Source organism: Rummeliibacillus sp. TYF005, assembly GCF_003844195.1.
GTDB lineage: Bacteria > Bacillota > Bacilli > Bacillales_A > Planococcaceae > Rummeliibacillus.
Window position 1 is genome coordinate 186343 of record NZ_ML122542.1, and the last position, 20443, is coordinate 206785.

The 20443-nt window shown below is 34.5% G+C and carries 24 protein-coding genes and 1 pseudogene; 20 read left to right on the forward strand and 5 right to left on the reverse strand.

Annotation, left to right across the window (positions count from 1 at the left end; all coding sequences use genetic code 11):
• Positions 1–7 precede the first annotated feature (7 nt).
• The 9 genes and pseudogenes from CW357_RS02800 to CW357_RS18520 all read left to right on the forward strand — a co-directional run.
• Positions 8–1654 (forward strand): glycerol-3-phosphate dehydrogenase/oxidase, encoded by a 1647-nt coding sequence (locus CW357_RS02800; RefSeq protein WP_119414367.1) that lies wholly within the window; start codon positions 8–10, stop codon positions 1652–1654.
• Positions 1655–1697: 43 nt separating this feature from the next.
• Complete coding sequence (gene miaA, locus CW357_RS02805) at positions 1698–2615, forward strand: tRNA (adenosine(37)-N6)-dimethylallyltransferase MiaA (RefSeq protein WP_369973725.1); 918 nt, start codon at positions 1698–1700, stop codon at positions 2613–2615.
• Between the two features lie 59 nt (positions 2616–2674).
• Complete coding sequence (hfq, locus tag CW357_RS02810) at positions 2675–2905, forward strand: RNA chaperone Hfq (protein WP_119414368.1); 231 nt, start codon at positions 2675–2677, stop codon at positions 2903–2905.
• 276 nt (positions 2906–3181) lie between these two features.
• Positions 3182–3481 (forward strand): rhodanese-like domain-containing protein, encoded by a 300-nt coding sequence (locus tag CW357_RS02815; protein ID WP_119414369.1) that lies wholly within the window; start codon positions 3182–3184, stop codon positions 3479–3481.
• A gap of 219 nt (positions 3482–3700) precedes the next feature.
• Entirely contained in the window at positions 3701–4951 is a 1251-nt protein-coding gene (locus tag CW357_RS02820; RefSeq protein WP_119414370.1) for a methionine gamma-lyase family protein, read from the forward strand.
• Positions 4952–5245: 294 nt separating this feature from the next.
• Positions 5246–5626 (forward strand): MerR family transcriptional regulator, encoded by a 381-nt coding sequence (locus CW357_RS02825; RefSeq protein WP_119417439.1) that lies wholly within the window; start codon positions 5246–5248, stop codon positions 5624–5626.
• 50 nt (positions 5627–5676) lie between these two features.
• The gene (glnA, locus tag CW357_RS02830) at positions 5677–7011 is read left to right on the forward strand and encodes a type I glutamate--ammonia ligase (RefSeq protein WP_124217285.1); all 1335 of its coding nucleotides are present in this window, start codon (positions 5677–5679) and stop codon (positions 7009–7011) included.
• Positions 7012–7420: 409 nt separating this feature from the next.
• On the forward strand, positions 7421–7577 hold a 157-nt coding region (locus CW357_RS18515), incomplete at its 3' end, for a cold-shock protein (protein ID WP_241155039.1).
• Between the two features lies 1 nt (position 7578).
• Positions 7579–7675: pseudogene (locus CW357_RS18520) on the forward strand (cold-shock protein); the annotation flags it as partial.
• Between the two features lie 237 nt (positions 7676–7912).
• Here the strand turns inward: CW357_RS18520 and lexA are convergent.
• A complete protein-coding gene (gene lexA / locus CW357_RS02840; protein WP_119416410.1) occupies positions 7913–8527 on the reverse strand; it encodes a transcriptional repressor LexA in 615 nt (204 codons plus the stop codon).
• Positions 8528–8693: 166 nt separating this feature from the next.
• Here lexA and CW357_RS02845 point away from each other — a divergent pair, with 166 nt between their 5' ends.
• Entirely contained in the window at positions 8694–9008 is a 315-nt protein-coding gene (locus CW357_RS02845; RefSeq protein WP_119416411.1) for a cell division suppressor protein YneA, read from the forward strand.
• Positions 9005–9667 (forward strand): YneB family resolvase-like protein, encoded by a 663-nt coding sequence (locus tag CW357_RS02850; protein WP_124217287.1) that lies wholly within the window; start codon positions 9005–9007, stop codon positions 9665–9667. The genes CW357_RS02845 and CW357_RS02850 overlap by 4 nt, the downstream gene beginning before the upstream one ends.
• A gap of 24 nt (positions 9668–9691) precedes the next feature.
• Here CW357_RS02850 and CW357_RS02855 read toward each other — a convergent pair whose 3' ends face one another.
• Complete coding sequence (locus tag CW357_RS02855; protein WP_119416413.1) at positions 9692–11137, reverse strand: aminotransferase-like domain-containing protein; 1446 nt, start codon at positions 11135–11137, stop codon at positions 9692–9694.
• Between the two features lie 106 nt (positions 11138–11243).
• Between CW357_RS02855 and CW357_RS02860 the strand changes: the two genes are divergently transcribed.
• The 5 genes from CW357_RS02860 to CW357_RS02880 all read left to right on the forward strand — a co-directional run bounded on the left by CW357_RS02860 (position 11244) and on the right by CW357_RS02880 (position 15352).
• Complete coding sequence (locus CW357_RS02860) at positions 11244–11849, forward strand: LysE/ArgO family amino acid transporter (protein WP_119416414.1); 606 nt, start codon at positions 11244–11246, stop codon at positions 11847–11849.
• A 128-nt stretch (positions 11850–11977) separates the two neighbouring features.
• Positions 11978–12214, forward strand: coding sequence for a DUF896 domain-containing protein (locus CW357_RS02865; protein WP_119416415.1), 237 nt, complete (start codon positions 11978–11980; stop codon positions 12212–12214).
• Between the two features lie 92 nt (positions 12215–12306).
• Positions 12307–14310, forward strand: coding sequence for a transketolase (tkt, locus tag CW357_RS02870; RefSeq protein WP_124217288.1), 2004 nt, complete (start codon positions 12307–12309; stop codon positions 14308–14310).
• Positions 14311–14555: 245 nt separating this feature from the next.
• Positions 14556–14993 (forward strand): sporulation inhibitor of replication protein SirA, encoded by a 438-nt coding sequence (gene sirA, locus CW357_RS02875; RefSeq protein ID WP_119416417.1) that lies wholly within the window; start codon positions 14556–14558, stop codon positions 14991–14993.
• A 137-nt stretch (positions 14994–15130) separates the two neighbouring features.
• A complete protein-coding gene (locus CW357_RS02880; RefSeq protein ID WP_119416418.1) occupies positions 15131–15352 on the forward strand; it encodes a YneF family protein in 222 nt (73 codons plus the stop codon).
• Between the two features lie 22 nt (positions 15353–15374).
• Here CW357_RS02880 and CW357_RS02885 read toward each other — a convergent pair whose 3' ends face one another.
• Both CW357_RS02885 and CW357_RS02890 read right to left on the reverse strand, forming a co-directional pair.
• Positions 15375–16310 (reverse strand): alpha/beta hydrolase, encoded by a 936-nt coding sequence (locus tag CW357_RS02885; protein WP_119416419.1) that lies wholly within the window; start codon positions 16308–16310, stop codon positions 15375–15377.
• A 15-nt stretch (positions 16311–16325) separates the two neighbouring features.
• Positions 16326–17222, reverse strand: coding sequence for a hydroxymethylglutaryl-CoA lyase (locus CW357_RS02890; protein WP_119416420.1), 897 nt, complete (start codon positions 17220–17222; stop codon positions 16326–16328).
• 193 nt (positions 17223–17415) lie between these two features.
• Here CW357_RS02890 and CW357_RS02895 point away from each other — a divergent pair, with 193 nt between their 5' ends.
• Positions 17416–17676 carry a YqkE family protein gene (locus CW357_RS02895; protein ID WP_119416421.1) on the forward strand — a complete coding sequence of 87 codons (261 nt, stop codon included), beginning with the start codon at positions 17416–17418 and terminating at the stop codon, positions 17674–17676.
• Between the two features lie 53 nt (positions 17677–17729).
• On the opposite strand, the gene CW357_RS02900 is transcribed toward CW357_RS02895, so the two are convergent.
• On the reverse strand, positions 17730–18632 hold the full coding sequence (locus tag CW357_RS02900) for an aldo/keto reductase (protein ID WP_119416422.1): 903 nt from the start codon (positions 18630–18632) through the stop codon (positions 17730–17732).
• 69 nt (positions 18633–18701) lie between these two features.
• Here CW357_RS02900 and CW357_RS02905 point away from each other — a divergent pair, with 69 nt between their 5' ends.
• The 3 genes from CW357_RS02905 to CW357_RS02915 all read left to right on the forward strand — a co-directional run bounded on the left by CW357_RS02905 (position 18702) and on the right by CW357_RS02915 (position 20398).
• The gene (locus tag CW357_RS02905; protein ID WP_119416423.1) at positions 18702–19247 is read left to right on the forward strand and encodes an NUDIX domain-containing protein; all 546 of its coding nucleotides are present in this window, start codon (positions 18702–18704) and stop codon (positions 19245–19247) included.
• A gap of 54 nt (positions 19248–19301) precedes the next feature.
• The gene (locus CW357_RS02910; protein WP_119416424.1) at positions 19302–19811 is read left to right on the forward strand and encodes a hypothetical protein; all 510 of its coding nucleotides are present in this window, start codon (positions 19302–19304) and stop codon (positions 19809–19811) included.
• Positions 19812–19930: 119 nt separating this feature from the next.
• Positions 19931–20398 carry a ferric iron uptake transcriptional regulator gene (locus tag CW357_RS02915; RefSeq protein WP_119416425.1) on the forward strand — a complete coding sequence of 156 codons (468 nt, stop codon included), beginning with the start codon at positions 19931–19933 and terminating at the stop codon, positions 20396–20398.
• The last annotated feature ends 45 nt before the right edge of the window (positions 20399–20443 follow it).

The window sequence follows — 20443 nt, forward strand, 5'->3', positions numbered from 1 at the left end:
ATTCAAAATGTTTTCAGCTGCAAAGAGAGATCAAGTTATTCAAACTTTAAATGATTATTCATTTGATGTTTTAGTTGTTGGTGGAGGTATTACCGGTGCTGGTATAGCGCTAGATGCAGTATCTCGAGGGTTATCAGTAGCATTAGTAGATATGCAAGATTTTGCTGCAGGTACATCTAGTCGATCTACAAAACTAGTGCATGGAGGTTTACGTTATTTAAAACAATTGCAAGTTGATGTTGTAAAAGAAACAGGTAGAGAAAGAGAAATTGTTTATGAGAATGGTGTGCATATTACTACACCACAATGGATGTTATTACCTTTTTATAAAGGTGGCACATTTGGACCTTTGTCAACATCAATTGGATTGAAAATGTATGATAATTTAGCTGGAGTCAAAAAAACTGAAAGACGTAAAATGTTAAATTCTAAGGAAACATTGCTAAAAGAGCCGTTATTAAAACAGCAAGACCTTAAAGGTGGCGGCTATTATGTTGAATACCGCACAGATGATGCCCGATTAACAATTGAAGTATTGAAAAAAGCGGTCGAACTTGGTGCAATATGCTTAAACTATGCTAAAGTCGAAGAATTTGAATATGAAGATCAAAAAGTAGTCGGTGCAGTTGTACGTGATCAAATTTCTCAAAAAACTTGGACCATTCAAGCGAATGCAGTCGTCAATGCGACTGGGCCGTGGGTTGATACAATTCGTCAAAAAGATACGATTAATAACAACAAAAAATTACGCTTAACAAAAGGCGTTCATATTGTAATAGATCAATCAATATTCCCATTACAACAATCCGTCTATTTTGATACACCTGATAAACGAATGGTTTTTGCGATTCCTCGTGATGGAAAAGCGTATGTCGGAACAACGGATACTTTTTATGAAGATAACCCGCTTAAACCTATTGCCACAGATGAAGATATTGAATATTTAGTTGATACAATCCACTACATGTTCCCTGACGTTCAAGTTTCTAAACAAGATATTGAATCATGTTGGGCTGGTGTGCGCCCTCTTATTTATGAAGAAGGGAAAGACCCATCCGAAATATCAAGAAAGGATGAGGTATGGGAATCGCCATCAGGACTACTAACAATTGCTGGAGGTAAGTTAACTGGTTATCGTAAAATGGCTGAAAAAATTGTTAATCAGATTGTAAAACGCAAGCTATTTAAAAAAGCGGGACCCTGTATAACCGCAGAATTGGCCCTTTCAGGAGCTAAAGGTATTAATTCTCAAAATTTTGATGCGTATGTACAATATAAGGCTCAAGAAGGTACTCGCTATGGATTATCTTTGGAAGAAGGATATCAATTAGTACGTAAATATGGCACAAATATTGACCATTTATATCGAATTATCCATACACTAAACGTTCATGAAAAAACAACTCAATTACCATTAGATTTACATGCACAGCTAATTTATGCAATGCAATACGAAATGGCTTATACACCAGCAGATTTCTTTGTACGACGTTCTTCAAGAATGTTCTTTGATATAGACAGTGTAAAAAAATATAAAGACGCTGTTATTCAACTAATGAGCAAATATTTACACTATGTACCAGGGGAAGAACAACAATATCGCAAAGAATTAGAAGAATTATTATTCGATGCAACACATTTTGCAAATGAATAATCCTATGCATACAAACGATATTAAAATGGTTGGAGAAAAAATAATGTTACAACAAGAGTTAGATGTGATTGCAATAGTAGGACCGACAGCTGTTGGGAAAACTGCACTAAGTATTGAACTTGCTAAGGTCATTAACGGGGAAATTATCAATGGTGATTCAATGCAGGTTTATAAAGATTTGAATATTGGTACAGCGAAAATTACAAATGAAGAAATGGAAGGAATTCCTCACCATTTATTAGATATAAAGGAACCAACAGAATCTTTTTCAGTTGCAGACTATCAAAAGTTAGTCCGCGCAAAAATTGACGAGATAAAGGCAAAGGGTAAATTTCCAATCATTATTGGTGGAACGGGACTTTATATTCAATCTGTTTTATTTGATTATCGTTTTACAGAGGAAAAAGTTGATCAAACAATTCGAGATAATTATTACAAAGAATTAGCAGAAATAGGACCAGAGGCGATGCACCAAAAACTTGCTGCAATTGATCCTAAAACAGCAGCTACTATTCACCCAAATAATACTCGGCGTGTTATTCGTGCGTTAGAAATGGCAGAACATAGTGGAATTCAAAAATCAGATGAAAATCAACATCTAGGAGATCGACCGCTATATAAACATCGAATCATTGGTCTAAATATGGACCGCGAACGCTTATATGAGCGTATTAACAAAAGAGTTGATCTAATGATGGAAAAGGGATTATTAGAAGAAGTTAAAGGATTATATAATAGAGGAATAAGAGATGTTCAATCTATAAAAGCAATTGGATATAAAGAGATTTATGCTTATTTAGAAGGCAACGTATCATTGCAAGAAGCTATTGAACAACTAAAACAAAATTCACGTCGATATGCGAAAAGACAACTCACATATTTCCGTAATAAGATGAATATTGAATGGTATGACGCACAATTGGGTACAATAAAAATAATTGATAATATTTTACAAAAATAAAGGGAATTCACTAAAAAAAGCGAATATACAATACTATTATTAGCTTAAGGGGGATCTTCATGAAGTCAATGAATTTGCAAGATATGTATTTAAACCAATTGCGTAAAAACGGTATATTTGTTACCGTCTTCTTATTAAATGGATTTCAGTTAAAAGGGACAATTCGTTCATACGACAATTTCACTGTATTACTCGAGGTAGACGGGAAACAACATTTGATTTACAAACATGCAATCTCAACGTTCGCACCATCTAAATCCGTTGATTTGCAACAACAAGAAGCTGAATAATCTGAATTATGGGTACGAAGGCGTCGTCTAGAATAGCACGCCATTCTATATGTAGAGGTTGGTAGACTTGATTCGACCATGCAAAGCAATATTTCATATTAGATATTTGTTATAGAAATGAGGGGAAGTCCCATGAGTTTTCTACTTATGGGGCTTCCCCTTTTCTAGTTGAAATAATTATTGTGAGTTTATTTGGCAAACATTGAAAGAGAAGTCACTAGCAAGATTAGAAAATCCCATATATACTTTATATATATTTAAATTGGAGGAATTCTTATGAAAACTATTACCCCTGAAGAAGTATTAGAAAAATTAGATGCCAATGAAGATTTACATATTGTAGATGTTCGTGAAGATGAGGAAGTAGCTAATGGTGTTATTCCAGGAGCGATTCATATTCCATTGGGACAAATACCCGAAAGAAAAGAAGAATTGGACAAAAATACCCCATACATCTTTGTATGTCATGCAGGGGGCCGTAGTTTTAGTGCTTGCTCGTATTTATCAGGTGAAGGCTATGACGTAACTAATATGGAAGGCGGCATGAGTGCTTGGCAAGGGGAATTAGAGTTCTAATTTTATGACTTTGCAACTTTTTGTTAAATTACCTTTTCACATATTATAGGGAAAAATGCTCTTCTCCATAAAATGGAGGAAGAGCATTTTTTCTTTCCAAATTTGTTGAGATATTTGTAAATCATAAGGGTAGGGTTAGCGAAGAGTACGTATAGTTGACGTTTAAGAAAGAATTGATAAGATTAAAGAGGACTTAATTTAGAAATGGAGTCGATAAAAATGGCATATATGTCCAACTTAACAGAAGAAACAATGGCCCTAGCCAAAAAAATAGAGGAGAAAGTGAAACCTTACTTTGATAAGGCAGATGAAATGGCGTTTTACAACCAACAAAAAGTACTCTCTGCTTTTCGAAATAATAATGTAAGTGAAAGTCACTTCTATCCATCAACTGGCTATGGTTATGATGATGAAGGACGTGATACATTAGAACGTGTATATGCCGAAACATTTGGGGCAGAGGCTGCTATTGTAAGACCACAAATTATTTCAGGTACACATGCGATTACGCTTAGTCTTTTCGGTGTTCTCCGTCCAGGGGATGAACTTATCTATATTACGGGGAAACCATATGATACATTACAATCCATAGTTGATGGTGGAGATAAAGACACAGGTTCGTTAAAAGACTTTAATATAAGTTACCAACATGTTGATTTAATTGACGACCGAGATGTTGATTGGGAAAAAGTTAAAAAAGTAGTATCAGCTAAAACAAAAGTGATTGCCATTCAACGTTCAAAAGGTTATGCAACACGCCCTTCATTTACCATTGATCAAATTGCAGATATGATCAAAAATATTCGTGCGATTAAAGAAGATGTCATCATATTCGTAGATAATTGTTATGGTGAGTTTGTCGATGCTGTAGAACCAACAGAACTTGGTGCCGATTTAATGGCAGGTTCCTTGATCAAAAATCCTGGCGGTGGCCTTGCAAAAGTTGGTGGCTACATCGCAGGTAAAGCAAAATATGTAGAACAATGCTCATATCGTATGACATCACCAGGGATTGGAGCAGAAGCCGGCCCTTCTTTAAATGCTCTACTTGACATGTATCAAGGATTCTTCTTATCACCTCATGTAGTGGCACAAGCATTAAAAGGAGCCATCTTTACTGCGGCTACATTAGAAGAGATTGGTATGAAACCATCACCACGTTATGATGCAAAACGTACAGATTTAATACAATCTGTCTCATTTAATACACCAGAACAAATGATTCAATTCTGTCAATCTATTCAAGCAAATTCACCAGTCAATGCTCAATTTGCTCCCCAACCAGCACCAATGCCTGGTTACGAAGATGATGTAATTATGGCAGCAGGTACATTCGTACAAGGTGCAAGCATTGAATTGTCAGCTGATGGTCCAATTCGTCCTCCATATACAGCATATGTACAAGGTGGACTAACATATGAACATGTAAAATATGCAATACTAAATGCAGTACAAAATTTACAAAAGTAATAAAAAACTAAATATTATAGGACATTATTTGATATTTGGAATTTAAAAGGACAACTGAAATTGGAGAAGCAATCCTCCAATTTCAGTTGTCCATAATTGTGTAATGAATTACTATTATTCAGAAAAATTCGAAAATTTAGAAAGTCACATCACTTGTATTTAAAAAAGCTTGGAAACTCATTGTTGACGGGCTTTTTTTAATAGTTTAAAATGTATGTAACTAATTCTCACATGGTGTTGACAAGAATACTAACATCGTGTATCATAAATCTTGTGAAAGGTAAGGTGAAGGAAATGAGTAAAGAAATACGTAAGACCATGCCTTTGCTACCAATCAGTATAGTGATGCAACTAACTGATTTAACTGCTCGACAAATTCGTTATTACGAAGAACATGAGCTTATCACACCTGCTAGAACAGAAGGCAATCGCCGAATGTTTTCATTAAACGATGTTGATGTTTTATTAGAGATTAAAGATTTACTTGATCAAGGCATTAACATGGCAGGTATTAAAAAAGTCTTCGCAATGAAGAATGAGCCAGTAGTGGCAAACCCAAAAACAGATATAACAGATGATGATTTAAGACGTATTCTAAGAGAAGAAATGCAACAAGCACAAAGAATGCAAAAAAGTTCTATTAGACAAGGTGATTTATCTCGATTCTTCTTATAAATGAATCGAGTCATATAAAATTTTCATATATAAATAGGAGAGTGATTAGTGTGGGTAAATACACAAAAGATGATATTCGTAAACTTGTAGAAGAAAAAGACGTAAAATTTATTCGATTACAATTCACTGATATCTTAGGTACTATCAAAAACGTTGAAGTTCCAGTTAGCCAATTGGAAAAAACACTTGATAATAAAATGATGTTCGATGGTTCTTCTATCGAAGGTTTCGTACGAATTGAAGAATCAGATATGTACTTATATCCTGACTTAGATACTTTTATCGTTTTCCCATGGACTGTAGATAAAGGTGCAGTATGTCGATTCATTTGTGATGTATACCGTCCAGATGGCACTCCTTTTGAAGGTGACCCACGTAACAACTTACGTCGAGTTCTTAAACGTATGCAAGATATGGGCTTCACAAGCTTTAACTTAGGACCTGAACCAGAATTCTTCCTATTCAAATTAGATGAAGCAGGCGAACCAACTCTTGAACTAAATGACCACGGTGGTTACTTCGATTTAGCTCCAACAGACCTTGGTGAAAACTGCCGACGTGATATCGTATTAGAACTTGAAGAAATGGGCTTTGAAATCGAAGCTTCTCACCATGAAGTTGCTCCTGGTCAACACGAAATCGACTTCAAATATGCAAATGCTGTTGAAGCATGTGATAATATCCAAACATTCAAATTGGTTGTTAAAACAATCGCTCGTAAACATGGTTTACATGCGACATTCATGCCAAAACCTTTATTTGGTGTAAATGGTTCAGGTATGCACTGTAACGTTTCACTATTCAAAGGTAAAGAAAATGCATTCTATGATGAATCTGCAGATTTACAACTAAGTGAAACTGCTTTCCAATTCATGGCTGGCGTATTAAAACATGTAAAAGGTTTCACTGCTGTAACAAACCCAACAGTAAACTCTTACAAACGTTTAGTACCAGGTTATGAAGCTCCTTGCTACGTTGCATGGTCAGCTCAAAACCGTTCACCATTAATCCGTATCCCAGCTTCTCGTGGTCTATCTACTCGTATCGAAGTACGCTCAGTTGACCCAGCTGCTAACCCATACTTAGCTATGGCTGTTATCCTTGAAGCAGGTTTAAATGGTATCGAACAACAACTTACACCACCACCAGCAGTAGACCGTAACATCTATGTTATGAATGCTGAAGAACGCGTAGAAGCAGGTATCGGTAACTTACCAGCTAACTTAAATGACGCACTTGCTGCACTTGCAGAAGATAAAGTAATCCAAGAAGCTCTTGGTGCTCATATCTACGCAAACTTCCGTGAAGCAAAAGAAATCGAATTTGATATGTTCCGTACACAAGTACACCAATGGGAACGCGATCAATACATGAAAATGTATTAAGAATATTTAAAAGCGTTGGGGCTTTGAGCCTCAACGCTTTTTCTTTTTACCATGAATTTTGATTCGTGATAAGCAAAATTGAATGTTACCGCATTTTTTTACCACGGAATTTTTACAATTAATTATTTCGTTGCTTTTGCATATATTCATTAGCGTTATATCATAGATGATACTTAAAGCTAAAGAAAAGAACTTTAGAGAAATAGTTTAGTATACAATATGTTTTTCTAATATTAGACAAATGATTATTTATAGTATATAATTAAATTAATAAAGTCCTTTATAGGAAAAAAGTAGAATTCGCATATTACAAAGAGTAATCGTGTTTGTTCGGTACTTTTTGTAATATGTGAATTTTTTTCTTTTAAAAAGCTTATATATTAATAAATTTATAATGGAGGTCATTTAAATGACACAAGGTACAGTAAAATGGTTTAACGCAGACAAAGGTTTCGGTTTCATCGAAGTTGAAGGCGGAGAAGACGTATTCGCTCACTTCTCAGCAATCCAAGGAGAAGGTTTCAAATCTTTAGAAGAAGGCCAAAAAGTTGAATTCGAAGTTGAACNAGAAGGTTTCAAATCTTTAGAAGAAGGCCAAAAAGTTGAATTCGAAGTTGAACAAGGCCAACGCGGACCACAAGCTGCAAACATTGTAAAACTTTAATTTTTTAAAATTAGTTAGTTTTAGAAGTATCTAAAAAAGAGAAACCTTCAATTAGGTTTCTCTTTTTTAATTAGTTAGACTCCAGCGTTTGTTTTTTTATGCTTTGCACAATTTGTGCAAGGTTTTTTTATTAAGAGCAATATTTAGCTTTATTAGCTTCACTGATTTGATCTAACTAAAAAAGCATTCAAATCTATCAAATTAGGAATAGATTCGAATGCTTTTTCATATGGTTTACTAGTTAACGTTTCTATATAAGCCTACTACTTTACCGAGTACAGAAACATTCTCTACAATAATTGGATCCATCGAAGAGTTTTCAGGTTGAAGACGGAAATAACCTTCTTCTTTATAGAATCGTTTTACGGTAGCTTCATTTTCTTCGGTCATGGCAACTATAATATCACCATTATTCGCAGAAGCTTGTTGTTTCACAATGACATAGTCGCCATCTAAAATGCCAGCTTCAATCATAGATTCACCCATAATTTCAAGCATAAAAATATTGTCATCGGAAGTTCCGTAAGAATCTGGAATAGGGAAGTATTCTTCAATATTTTCGATAGCAGTAATTGGCATACCTGCTGTTACTTTACCAACTAGAGGAACATGAATAACACCTTGTTTTGAAATGTTGTCTTGGTCCAAAATTTCAATAGCACGAGGTTTTGTTGGATCCCGACGAATAAGGCCTTTGCTTTCAAGTCTATTTAAATGTCCGTGAACTGTAGAGCTTGATGCTAAACCAACAGCTTCACCAATTTCTCGGACGGAAGGTGGGTATCCTTTTGTACGAACTTCTTCTTTGATAAATTCTAGAATATCTTCTTGTCTTTTCGATACTTTTTTCAATCCAATCACCTCTTATCTTAGTATTCTGCTAATTATTAAAATTAGTATAGCATTACCGAACAAATAGTGCAAACATAAGTTCGAAAACATATTTGACAAAAACAAACGTTCGTATTATATTGAGAACATACATTCCGAACAAATATTCGATGAAAGGAAGATTTATATGAATTGGATTAAAAGAAATCAAAATACAACATTACTTCTTGTTTTTGCGTTTATTGCTATGATCATTTTACTTATAACTTATAGAGATACAACAACATATACAAATATTAAAGTACATGAAGGAGATACACTTTGGTCTTTGGCTAACCAGCACAAAGGCGATTTATCTAACGAAGAATGGGTTCGTCTAGTAAAAAGTGAGAACAATATAATTGACGATAAAATTATTGCTGGTCATACTTTAGTTATTCCTGAAAATAAACAAACTAAGATGACAGAAAAAAGGATAGAATTGGCGAGTGACAAAAAATGATGAATGAAAAAGCAGTAATATACTGTCGGGTAAGCACAGAAAAAGAAACCCAAGACACTTCAATCGAGAGACAAGAAATTGAATTAAAATCCTTCGCAAAAGAAAAAGGATATGAAGTAGTGGAAGTGTTTACTGATAGACATAGTGGGTATGATATTGAGAGAGAAGGCTTATTAGATTTATTGGAATATATGAAGGAATATAACATTCCAACCTTATTTGTTCAGGATGAAACACGTTTAGGACGTGGTAATGGACGAATGGCAGTTTTGCATTTATTGAAAAAGATGAATGTTGATATATTCACTTTAAGTGATTCTGGAAATCTGAAGTTAAATGAAATGGACACGATGCTCCTTGAAATATTAGCACTAGTTGAAGAGTATCAGCGGAAACTACATAATGCTAAAATACGTCGAGGCATGAGAAGAGCTGTAGAAAATGGCTATAGACCAGAAAATAATTTGAAAGACCGTGGCAACCCTGAAGGAAGAGAAAGAATTGATGCACCTATTGAGCAAATCGTCAATTTAAGACAAACAGGAATGACCTTTGAAGAAATAACAGCTACTTTAAAAGGATTAGGTTTTCAAATAAGCAAAGCTACAGTTCATAGGCGTTTTAAAGAATATGAAGAAAACCTTGAACAAATAAAATGATAAATTATAAAAGCAGCAGAATTTCTATTTATAGAAGTCTGCTGCTTTTATGGCTAAAATACTTTCTTCATATAAAATCATTAATCCATATTTCAATTCGTCCAAAGATGCATACGCATAGGATAAACGTATATGGGTTGAATCTTCTGTGTCATAAATATACCCCGGATTGACCAATACATTTCTTTTCAAAACCTTCAAAAATAATTCTCTTGTAACAATTGGTTTATTGTATTTAAGCCAAATATAGAACCCGCCCTTTGGACTTTCCCAAGTAGCAATTGAATGGAAGTACTCAGACAGTATAGATATCATAAAATTAGCACGCGATTTTAACTGTGACTTCAATTCAACCAAATGTTTTTGATATAACCCTGAAGTTAACCAATAGGTTACAATTTTCTGCGAAATTGCGCTTGATCCATAATCCATTTGCATTTTTATATCTGTTAATCTTTTTATAACAGGAGTAGGGCCAATAATCCATCCAATTCTTAATCCAGGGCTTAACGTTTTTGAAACGCTACTGATATAAATCACTTGTCCAGAAGAATCAAAAGATTTTATAGAATGACTGTCAGTCTCAAATAACAAGTCAGCGTAAACATCATCTTCTAAAATTGGTATTTGGAGTGATGTACATATTTCATAAAATCGTTTCTTTTCTTCAGTAGACCAAACTTTTCCTGTTGGATTATCCAGAGTTGGTACAGTATAGTAAATAGTTTGACGATGCTTTTTCAATGAATATAGTGTTGTTGAGAGAGCGGCATCGCGTTTGATCGATTTCATTTGGATACCATATGATTGAAATGGATGAATAGAATTTAGATACGAAATGGGTTCTTGGAAAACAATCGACCCTGGTTCAAAGAGACTCACTGCCATTAGCTGGAGAGCTTGTAGTGCACCTGAAACAATAAGAATATTGTCAGGTGTAGTTGCAATACCTCTCTTTTTTACATGTTGGCAGACGGCAATGCGTAATTCTTCGTGCCCCTGTGGCGAAGAATAACCTATATCCTTTCCAGTTAGTGAAAGATTCTGAAGTGATTCTAACAGTTCCTTTGTTGGTAATAAGTTAGGAGAAATTTCCCCTGTTCCTAATCGAATGATGGAATCTTCCTGTTCATATTCATTTATTAATTGGATCGTACGATAATTAGGTTTATGAATGCTTTCGTCAATATACCTTTGCCAATTAGGTTGCTGCTTCTTCGCTAATAGATTCCAAGAATTATTCGCAACAAATACGCCTGCTCCCCTTTTAGCTTCTATAATACCATCTGCTTTTAATTCATCTAAAGCCTGTTGAATCGTGCTTCTATTAACTTCAAATTGTAAAGCAAGCTGTCGTTGAGTAGGGAGTTTTGTTCCTACCACCCAATTACCGGTATTAATTTGATTCGTAATCCAATTTATAATTTGATGGTGTAAACTACTCGATGAGTTGCGATTTGGTTTCCACAAAAACGTCAATCCCCTTTCGAAAATTGGGTGGGTAAAATCCCAACCAATTGGACCTTTTATAATTTATATAACATAGTACGATAGTAGAAAGAAAGGGTGTTGAACGATGCAAGCATTTGTACACGGAATCATTTTAGCATTCGGATTAATTTTACCATTAGGCGTTCAAAATATTTTTGTTTTTTCACAAGGTGTTACACAACCAAATATATATAAGGCTTTACCTGCAACTCTAGCTGCAGCACTTTGTGATACATTATTAATTTTTTTAGCAGTTTTTGGCCTATCCATCATTGTTTTGCAATTTGAATGGATTCGATTGATCCTATTGATCAGTGGCATACTTTTTTTATGTTATATGGGAAAGGTTATATGGAGTTCGGTGGGAGTGACTAACCTAGAGGAGGGACGAGCTCTTCCGATAAAACAGCAAATCCTTTTTGCATTATCTGTTTCTTTGCTAAATCCCCATGCGCTTCTTGATACGGTAGGTGTGATAGGGACAAGCGCATTAAAATACAAGGGGATAGATCAAATTCTGTTTGCAACCGCTAGTGTTGGAGTTTCTTGGGTATGGTTTTTTAGTTTAACAATCACAGGAGCCTATTTAAAAAAATTACATATTTCAGGGAAAGTATTTATTGTTTTCAACAAACTATCTGCATTGTTTATATGGGGAACTGCTATTTATCTATTGATAAATTTAGATTGATTTTTTTGTTATTAATAAGATATTATAATAAATTCATATAATTTGTGAATATATGAAGCTTTAAGCTTGCGCTTGAAGCTTTTTTTTCATACCTTTAAATTAATGTATTTATGAAAGGTGTGTTTTACTTGTTACCAAAAGAGAAAATTCAACGTATAAATTATTTATCAAAAAAATCCAAAGAATCAGGTTTAACTGTCGAAGAAGCAAAAGAACAAACTGCTCTTCGTAAAGAATATTTAGATGCGTTCCGTTCTTCGATGCGAAAAACAATTGAAAATGTTCGCGTATTCGATCCGAATGGCGATGAAGTGACACCGGAAAAAGTAAAAGCAATCCAAAAAAGAAACAAACCATTAAATTAACAAAACAAATGCTCAAAAAGCATTGTTTTATCTTATAATGTTGACTACACTTAAATTGAATTAAATTTTGCTTTTAGAAAGGATGTCTATTCATGACTGTACAAGCAGATCAGCTTGCAATTAATACAATCCGTACTTTATCTATCGATGCAATTGAAAAAGCAAACTCTGGTCATCCAGGTCTTCCAATGGGTGCAGCTCCAATGGCTTATACACTTTGGACAAAACAATTACACCACAATCCTAAAAACCCTAAATGGTTTAACCGTGATCGATTTGTGTTATCAGCAGGACATGGTTCAATGTTATTATATAGCTTACTACATTTAGGTGGTTATGATTTACCAATGGAAGAGATTAAAAACTTCCGTCAATGGGGTTCATTAACACCAGGACACCCAGAATATGGCCATACTGTTGGCGTAGAAGCAACTACTGGTCCACTTGGACAAGGTATTTCAATGGCAGTCGGAATGGCAATGGCAGAAGCACATTTAGCTGGCGTCTACAATAAACCAAACAATGATATTATCAATCACTATACATTTGCACTTTGTGGCGATGGAGACTTGATGGAAGGTGTCTCTGCAGAAGCAGCTTCACTTGCAGGTCATTTACAATTAGAAAAACTAATTGTTCTTTATGATAGTAATGACATCTCTTTAGATGGAGATTTAAATAAATCATTCTCAGATAATACAGCAGAACGCTTTAAAGCATATGGTTGGAATTATTTGAGAGTAGAAGATGGTAATGACATTGAAGCGATTAACGCTGCAATCGAACAAGCAAAAGCACATAAAGGTCAACCAACTTTAATCGAAGTAAAAACTGTAATTGGATTTGGTTCACCGAACAAATCTGGTAAATCAGCTTCACATGGTTCACCACTTGGTACGGACGAAGTAGTCTTAACTAAACAAGCTTACGAATGGGAAAATGATGACTTCTTTGTTCCTGAAGAAGTGTATGAAACATTTAAGCAAGCAGCAAAAGTACAAGGAGAAGATGCAGAATCAGCTTGGAATGCACAATTCTCATCTTATAAAGAAGAGTATCCTGATCTAGCTTCTCAATTAGAACAAGCTATCTCTGGTAAACTTCCAGCTGATTTTGATGCTGAAATCCCAACTTTTGAAGTAGGTAAGTCAATTGCGACTCGTTCTTCTTCTGGAGAAGTGATCAATGCATTAGCTAAGAAAATCCCTGCATTCTTCGGGGGAAGTGCTGACCTAGCTGGTTCTAATAAAACAACTATTAAAGGTGCTGGAGATTTCTCAGCAACTGATCGCGAAGGACGTAATATTTGGTTTGGTGTGCGTGAGTTTGCAATGGGTGCAGCCCTTAATGGTATGGCATTACATGGCGGAGTGAATGTCTTTGGGGGTACATTCTTCGTATTCTCTGATTATGTACGTCCAGCAGTTCGACTTGCAGCTCTTATGGGTCTACCAGTAACTTATGTCTTTACACATGACTCTATTGCAGTTGGAGAAGATGGACCAACACATGAACCTATCGAACAACTAGCTGCTTTACGTGCAATGCCAAATCTATCTGTTATTCGCCCAGCAGATGCAAATGAATCAGCAGCAGCATGGAAACTTGCCGTTTCATCTGAAAATCGCCCAACAGCATTAGTATTGTCACGTCAAAACTTACCAGTTCTTGATGTTGATGTACAAACTGTTTACGAAGGTGTAGCAAAAGGTGCTTATGTTGTAGCAAAAGCTAAAAAAGAGGTGGCAGATGCACTTCTTCTTGCAACAGGTTCAGAAGTACAATTGGCAGTTCAAGCTAAAGCAGAACTTGCAAAAGAAGGAATCGACGTAACAGTTGTATCTATGCCAGACTTTGCACGCTTTGAAGAACAAGACAAAGCATACAAAGAAAGCGTATTGCCAAAAACAGTCAAAAAACGTTTAGCAATTGAAATGGCTTCATCATTTGGTTGGCATAAATACACTGGATTTGAAGGAGACGTCCTTGCTATTGATCGTTTTGGTGCAAGTGCTCCTGGTGAAACAGTCATGAAAGAATACGGCTTTACAGTCGAAAATGTTGTCGCAAAAACGAAAGCATTATTAACGAAATAACCACTTTAAAAAATGTTGTTATTTAAAGCATATTTCATTTGAATGAGAGAACTTTTTCGGAATGGTAATCGATTTCGACGAAAGATTTACAACAAAGAATTTAAAGTATTTTAAAAAGTAGAGGTGATTAGCCTCTACTTTTTGTTTTTTGACAAAGAAAGTGGATTATTTACAGTTCAAATTGACAAAATATTTGATATGTTCAAGGTATAATTACTTGAAAGAACGGAAAGGAGTGGCAATAGATGCGTGTTTACTCAATCTTTCATGTCAAAAAAAAGCATCAGTCATTTGTGTACGGGAGAGAACGATTATTATTCGAATTGATCAATGATTTAAAGTCTGAAGAAAACACTTTTTATCCTTCACAAGAATTAGCTTATTTATGTGAGCTATTGCCAGTAGAAGAGATTGAAGAATTTATAGGGCAATATTTGACCAATAATTTTTCGACTATTGAAATGAAAAATCATGAAATATTTTTGGCAAATGAGTTTAAAGGAGATCTACATATTGAAATTCAGCCATATTATATGGTCGTAACTTGTGTAGGATCACGAATGCTAGAATTAGATTTGTTTGCAACATTATCGAAATTTAGTACAGGTTTTATCGGTTTTAACAAAAATGAAATGGAATGCGGATGGTTAAAACCGCCTAAATTTTCAGTGCTGGCAAATTAAATTTAAAAATTTAGTTATTCCATGTACCCGTTAAATGTAGGATAAATCCGATAAATAGTAGTATCGGGATAGTTTTTATTGTATAATCCTCTTTGGAGATATTTTTCTCGTATGCGAATTTTAGAGGAGGAACACAAGTGAATACTGCATTAGCGATTACTTTAATAGTAGTAGCATTAATCGTAGGATTAGTTGGAGGATTCTTTATCGCTCGTCAATATATGATGAAGTATTTAAAAGAAAATCCACCTATTAACGAACAAATGTTACGTATGATGATGACTCAAATGGGACGTAAACCATCTGAAAAACAAATCAAACAAATGATGAATCAAATGAATAAATTAAGCAATAAATAAAAAAATAGCACTCAGATGAGTGCTATTTTTTATCTAGGTTTAAAATGTATTCTTGAAGGAAACTTCTTACCGTTTCCTCATATTCTTGAGGGTTCTTATTAAAAGATTGGGCATGCTCACCTTCTTCAAATAACTTTAAAGTCTTGGGACCATTCTTCAATCGATATAATTCAATTGTCATACCTGGTAAGATAAAGTCATCTGGTAGACTGTGAATAAAAAGAACAGGTTTTTTAATATTCGTTACTGCAGTGCGTGGTGCAATATTTTTTAACCAATAACCTTCACGTAAACGTAAAAATAGGTCAGCTAGTCTTACAGCCAATGTACTTCTAAATGGTGTTTGTTTTGTAAGAAGGTAGTAAAGCTGTTCTGAAAAGTCTGAGTAAGGGCAATCAGCAATATAAAAATCAGCTTCATCTTCTAAAGTGCCCGCGTATAATAATGTTGTTGCAGCACCCATAGATTCACCATGAACACCAATTACTGCGTTGTTATCAAGTTGCTCTTTTATGTGGTGTAAAACTGCTTGTAAGTCAAATTTCTCATAATAACCGTAACTTGTTGTTTCGCCCCCTGTTTCTCCATGCCTCCTATGATCATAAACTACCGTATTAAAACCGAGACGTTCAAATAATCGTACATACTTTATAGAATTTACCTTGTTTTCAGTTACGCCATGACATACAATCATTGTATTTGAAGTATTTAATGGTTTAAAGTAAATACCTTTTATCGTATATCCATTAGGTGAATCGATATTCAAGTATTCTTTTTCTACCGTAGCGTACCACTTTTCATCGTATCGTAATGCCTTTTTTTCACGTTCTAATATAAAATTATCGTCTTTTTTCTTAATATATATAATTCTACTTGTGATAATATATCCAATTATTGTGACAATCGCTCCTACAATTCCTGTAAATAGACCAAAAATCCAAACAAATCGTTTCTTCATACGCATCACCACTTTCTATCTTTGTTGATATAATTTATACTGCGCACTTGAAATTTCCTCTTTTAAAAAGGGTTGCAAATGTTTTAAGGATTTACATACTTTTTGTATATCTATTCCTGTTTGAATACCCATTTGTTCAAGCATAAAGACTACATCTTCTGTAGCTACATTGCCTGTTGCACCTTTAGCAAAAGGACAACCACCTAACCCTCCTGCCGAGCTATCAAATCGATTGATACCAGCTTGAAGTGATGCGAAAATATTAGCTAAGGCCATTTGACGAGTATCATGAAAATGAGCCGTTAATAATACGTTGGGTAATTCTTGTTTTAGTAAGGAAAAAAGAGAATAGCTTTCTACTGGGTTCGCCATTCCGATTGTATCTGCAACACTTAATTCATCGACACCTAAATCTACAAATTGTCTACAAAGTGCTAAAGTATCTTCCGGAAAAATCCCGCCTTCGTATGGACAATAAAATGCTGTAGAAATACATGCACGAACAAAGACGCCCTCTTTTTTTAAGTCTTTGATAATAGGAGTTAAAGTATTCATCGATTCAAGTGTCGTTTGATTTATATTCTTTTTGTTGAATGTATTACTTACTCCAACGAAAACTGCTATTGCCTTGGAATTTAAAGAAAGAGCTTTTTGAATTCCTATCTCATTTGGAGCCAATACATACTGTTTTCCTATTTTATTTACATTCATCACGATATCTGTATGATCTGCCATTTGAGGTACCCATTTAGGCGAAACAAAAGAAGTGATTTCCATTTCTTTAATACCAGCATCTTGTAGGCTATGGATAAAATTGAGTTTTTGAATAGTGGGGATGATATGTTGTGTATTTTGAAGGCCATCTCTAGGACCAACTTCAATAATTGTTACTTGATTAGGTAAGTTTAACATAAACAGCATTCCTTTCTATACTTATAGTGGGTTAGATGAAAAGGTGAAAGCCGATTTAAGAAAAAATGTTTTTACTATATCCTATGATTAAAGTTTGTTAACTATTGATAAGTGTATGATTCAGTATTAAAATTGAGGAAAATATATCATATGGAGCATGTTTCGTTTATGTTATGTAGGGGAGAAGAATGGTATGGCAAAGAAAAAGAGAAAACAAATAAACCAAAATCAGTCAAATTTAGTCGATAAAGAAGAAAAAGTAACTCTTCAAGATCAGCTCAATGGTGATGTATTAGCTAAGTTGAAGCTTGCAAAAAAAGAATTAGTTGCAAAAGAACAAAAACAACAAGAAGAAAAAGCAGCACAGCTTGCATTTGAGAAAAAACAAATCGAAAAAAATAAATCATTTGCAGAGTTACTTGAAGAATACGGAGATAAAGGCTCTAAATTTTGATGAATTACAAGAATGCGTTAGGAGAATAATTCTCGCTAACGCATTTTCATTTTTTAGTCTCGATGAGAAGTGTAGAAATCAGGTTTTGTTAAGCTGATTATTTCTTCAATATTATCAATAGATTCCATAGCTTCATACGCATGAATTGTAGAAGATAGTTGTTCCTTTGTACTTGCACCAACGACTGCAGAAGCAATTGCAGTGTGGTTTAAAATTGTTTTAAGTGAAGCTGCAAGTATTAAAGGTGTAGCTTGAGAGAGTTTAGTTAAAGTATTTTGAAGCTCATCTTTAGAATAAGATAGATACCCATCCGTATTTATTAGCCGTTTTTGCCACTCATTTGTTAACAATCCTTTTGCGATTGAGCCTCTAGTAACAATGGATGCACCATTTTCTTGGATAAAATCAAGCCATTCTTCGGGTCTTCTATCAAGTAAACTATATTGCATCATAACTGAGATAGCATTACTTGCAGGTAAAAAACGTTTCAAGACATTTGGCCTAATAGAAGAAATGCCATATTCTCGAATCAATCCTTCTTGTTTTAGTTCTTCAAAAGCTTCTATTACTTCGTCCCAATGATCATCAATAGTCCCACCATGCAGTTGGTATACATCGATATAATCAGTTTGTAAGCGATGTAAACTATCTTTAATCCCAGTCTTTATATGAGCCTTTGATGCATCCCAATGCCATGAATTGCCTTGCTTATCCCACACATTCCCAACCTTTGTTGCTAAAACAATATCTTTTCTCTTTTCTTTAATAAGTTGTCCAACAATTTCTTCATTCAAACCGTGATTATATAGATCAGCTGTATCAAAATAATTGATACCAAAATCAAGTGCTTCATCGATAATATAGGAAGCATCTTGTAAGTTTGTTGGTAGGGACATGCACCCTAAACTTATTTCGGAAATATGTAAATCGCTAGAACCTAATTGACGAGTTTTCAAATCATATTCCTCCTTTTTAATAATGGTACAATGATTTATAGAAAAAGAACAATAAAGGTGGATAAAAATATGAATAAATTTGAAGAAACAACGATTTCTACAGAGAAAATTTTTGAAGGACGTGTCATTAAAGTACAAGTAGATGAAGTAACTTTGCCAAATGGAAAAAAATCTACAAGAGAATTAGTGAAACATCCTGGAGCTGTTGCAATTATTCCAATAACGAGCGAAGGGAAAATTGTAATGGTAGAACAATTTCGTAAACCACTCGAACGTAGCATTATTGAAATTCCAGCAGGCAAACTAGAACCAGGCGAAAAGCCAGCATTCACCGCAACAAGAGAATTGGAAGAAGAGACTGGTTATGGTGCTTCGCATTTAGAAAAGATTTACTCATTTGCGACATCACCAGGATTTTCTGATGAAGTTATTCATTTATTTGTTGCACGAGATTTATTTAAAATAGCACAACCTGCGAGTTTAGATGAAGATGAATTTGTAGAAATTATGGAAGTTTCAATTGAAGAAGCTGAAAGATTAGTGGAAGAAGAAAGAATTTTCGATGCTAAAACAATCCTAGCAATTATGTGGGCAAAAAATAATCTATTAAAATAAGGTATTTTTAAGAATGATGAGCATAGGTTGTACTATTAGAAAGTAGGTGACCTATTGAATCGTTCCTCGCAAATAACTTATTTTTTCCTAATTATCTCAATTGGATTTATCGGTGGTATTATCGCATTTAAATTATCAACTCCATCTCAAAATGAATGGTTAATATCTATCATGGATCCACGATTATTGTTGGAAGGTAAGCCAGCAATTTGGCAATCACTTTGGCCGGCATTTACTCCGTATGTATTTTTAGTGCTACTTGCTACGCATCAATGGTTTAGACATGCTACTAGATTAGTTGTGGTATGTAAAAGTGCCTTCTTTGGCTTCTGTTCAGCGTATTTAATAGCTACCCAAAATGCATTTTGGAATTATGCTCTTTGGTGGTTTCCAGTACAATTTTTGTATACTTGTTTATTATTATTGTTTTCAATTGTACTTGTTCCAAAACCATTTTATAATAGTCGAAAAAAGGGTATACATTGGAAGAGAATTATCGTAATAAGTGTTATGACCATGATAATTTTACTCATAGAATTAGTCATAATACATTTTATGTTTTAAAATTTGATTATTAGATGATAATGATTATCAATAAATAGTCATTATAAGAATTTGGTCGCTTAATCTTGTAATGAGAAATACATCTTTGGTATAATGGTAGAAGTTTAGGGGGGCGTCGTATGGAGAGCCGAATTGATCGAATAAAAAAACAATTACATGGTGCTAGCTATAAACTGACGCCGCAACGAGAAGCGACGGTTAGAGTACTTTTAGAAAATGAGGAAGATCATTTAAGTGCTGAAGATGTTTATCTTTTAGTGAAAGAAAAAGCACCAGAAATCGGTCTAGCGACTGTATATCGTACATTAGAGTTACTAACAGAACTAAAAATTGTCGACAAAATAAATTTTGGTGATGGAGTATCTCGTTATGATTTACGACAAGAGGGAGCAGCTCACTTTCATCATCACCTCGTATGTATCGAATGCGGCGCTGTTGATGAAATTCAGGAAGATTTACTTGAAGATGTGGAAGCGGTTGTCGAAAAACGATGGAATTTCCAAATCAAAGATCACCGTTTAACATTTCATGGTATTTGTTGGCGTTGCAATGAAAAGCACGCTGCAGAAGACAAAAACAAAGAGTAAACATACGGAAAAGTTAATAGCAAGTAAGTAAAGGATGGCGGAGGT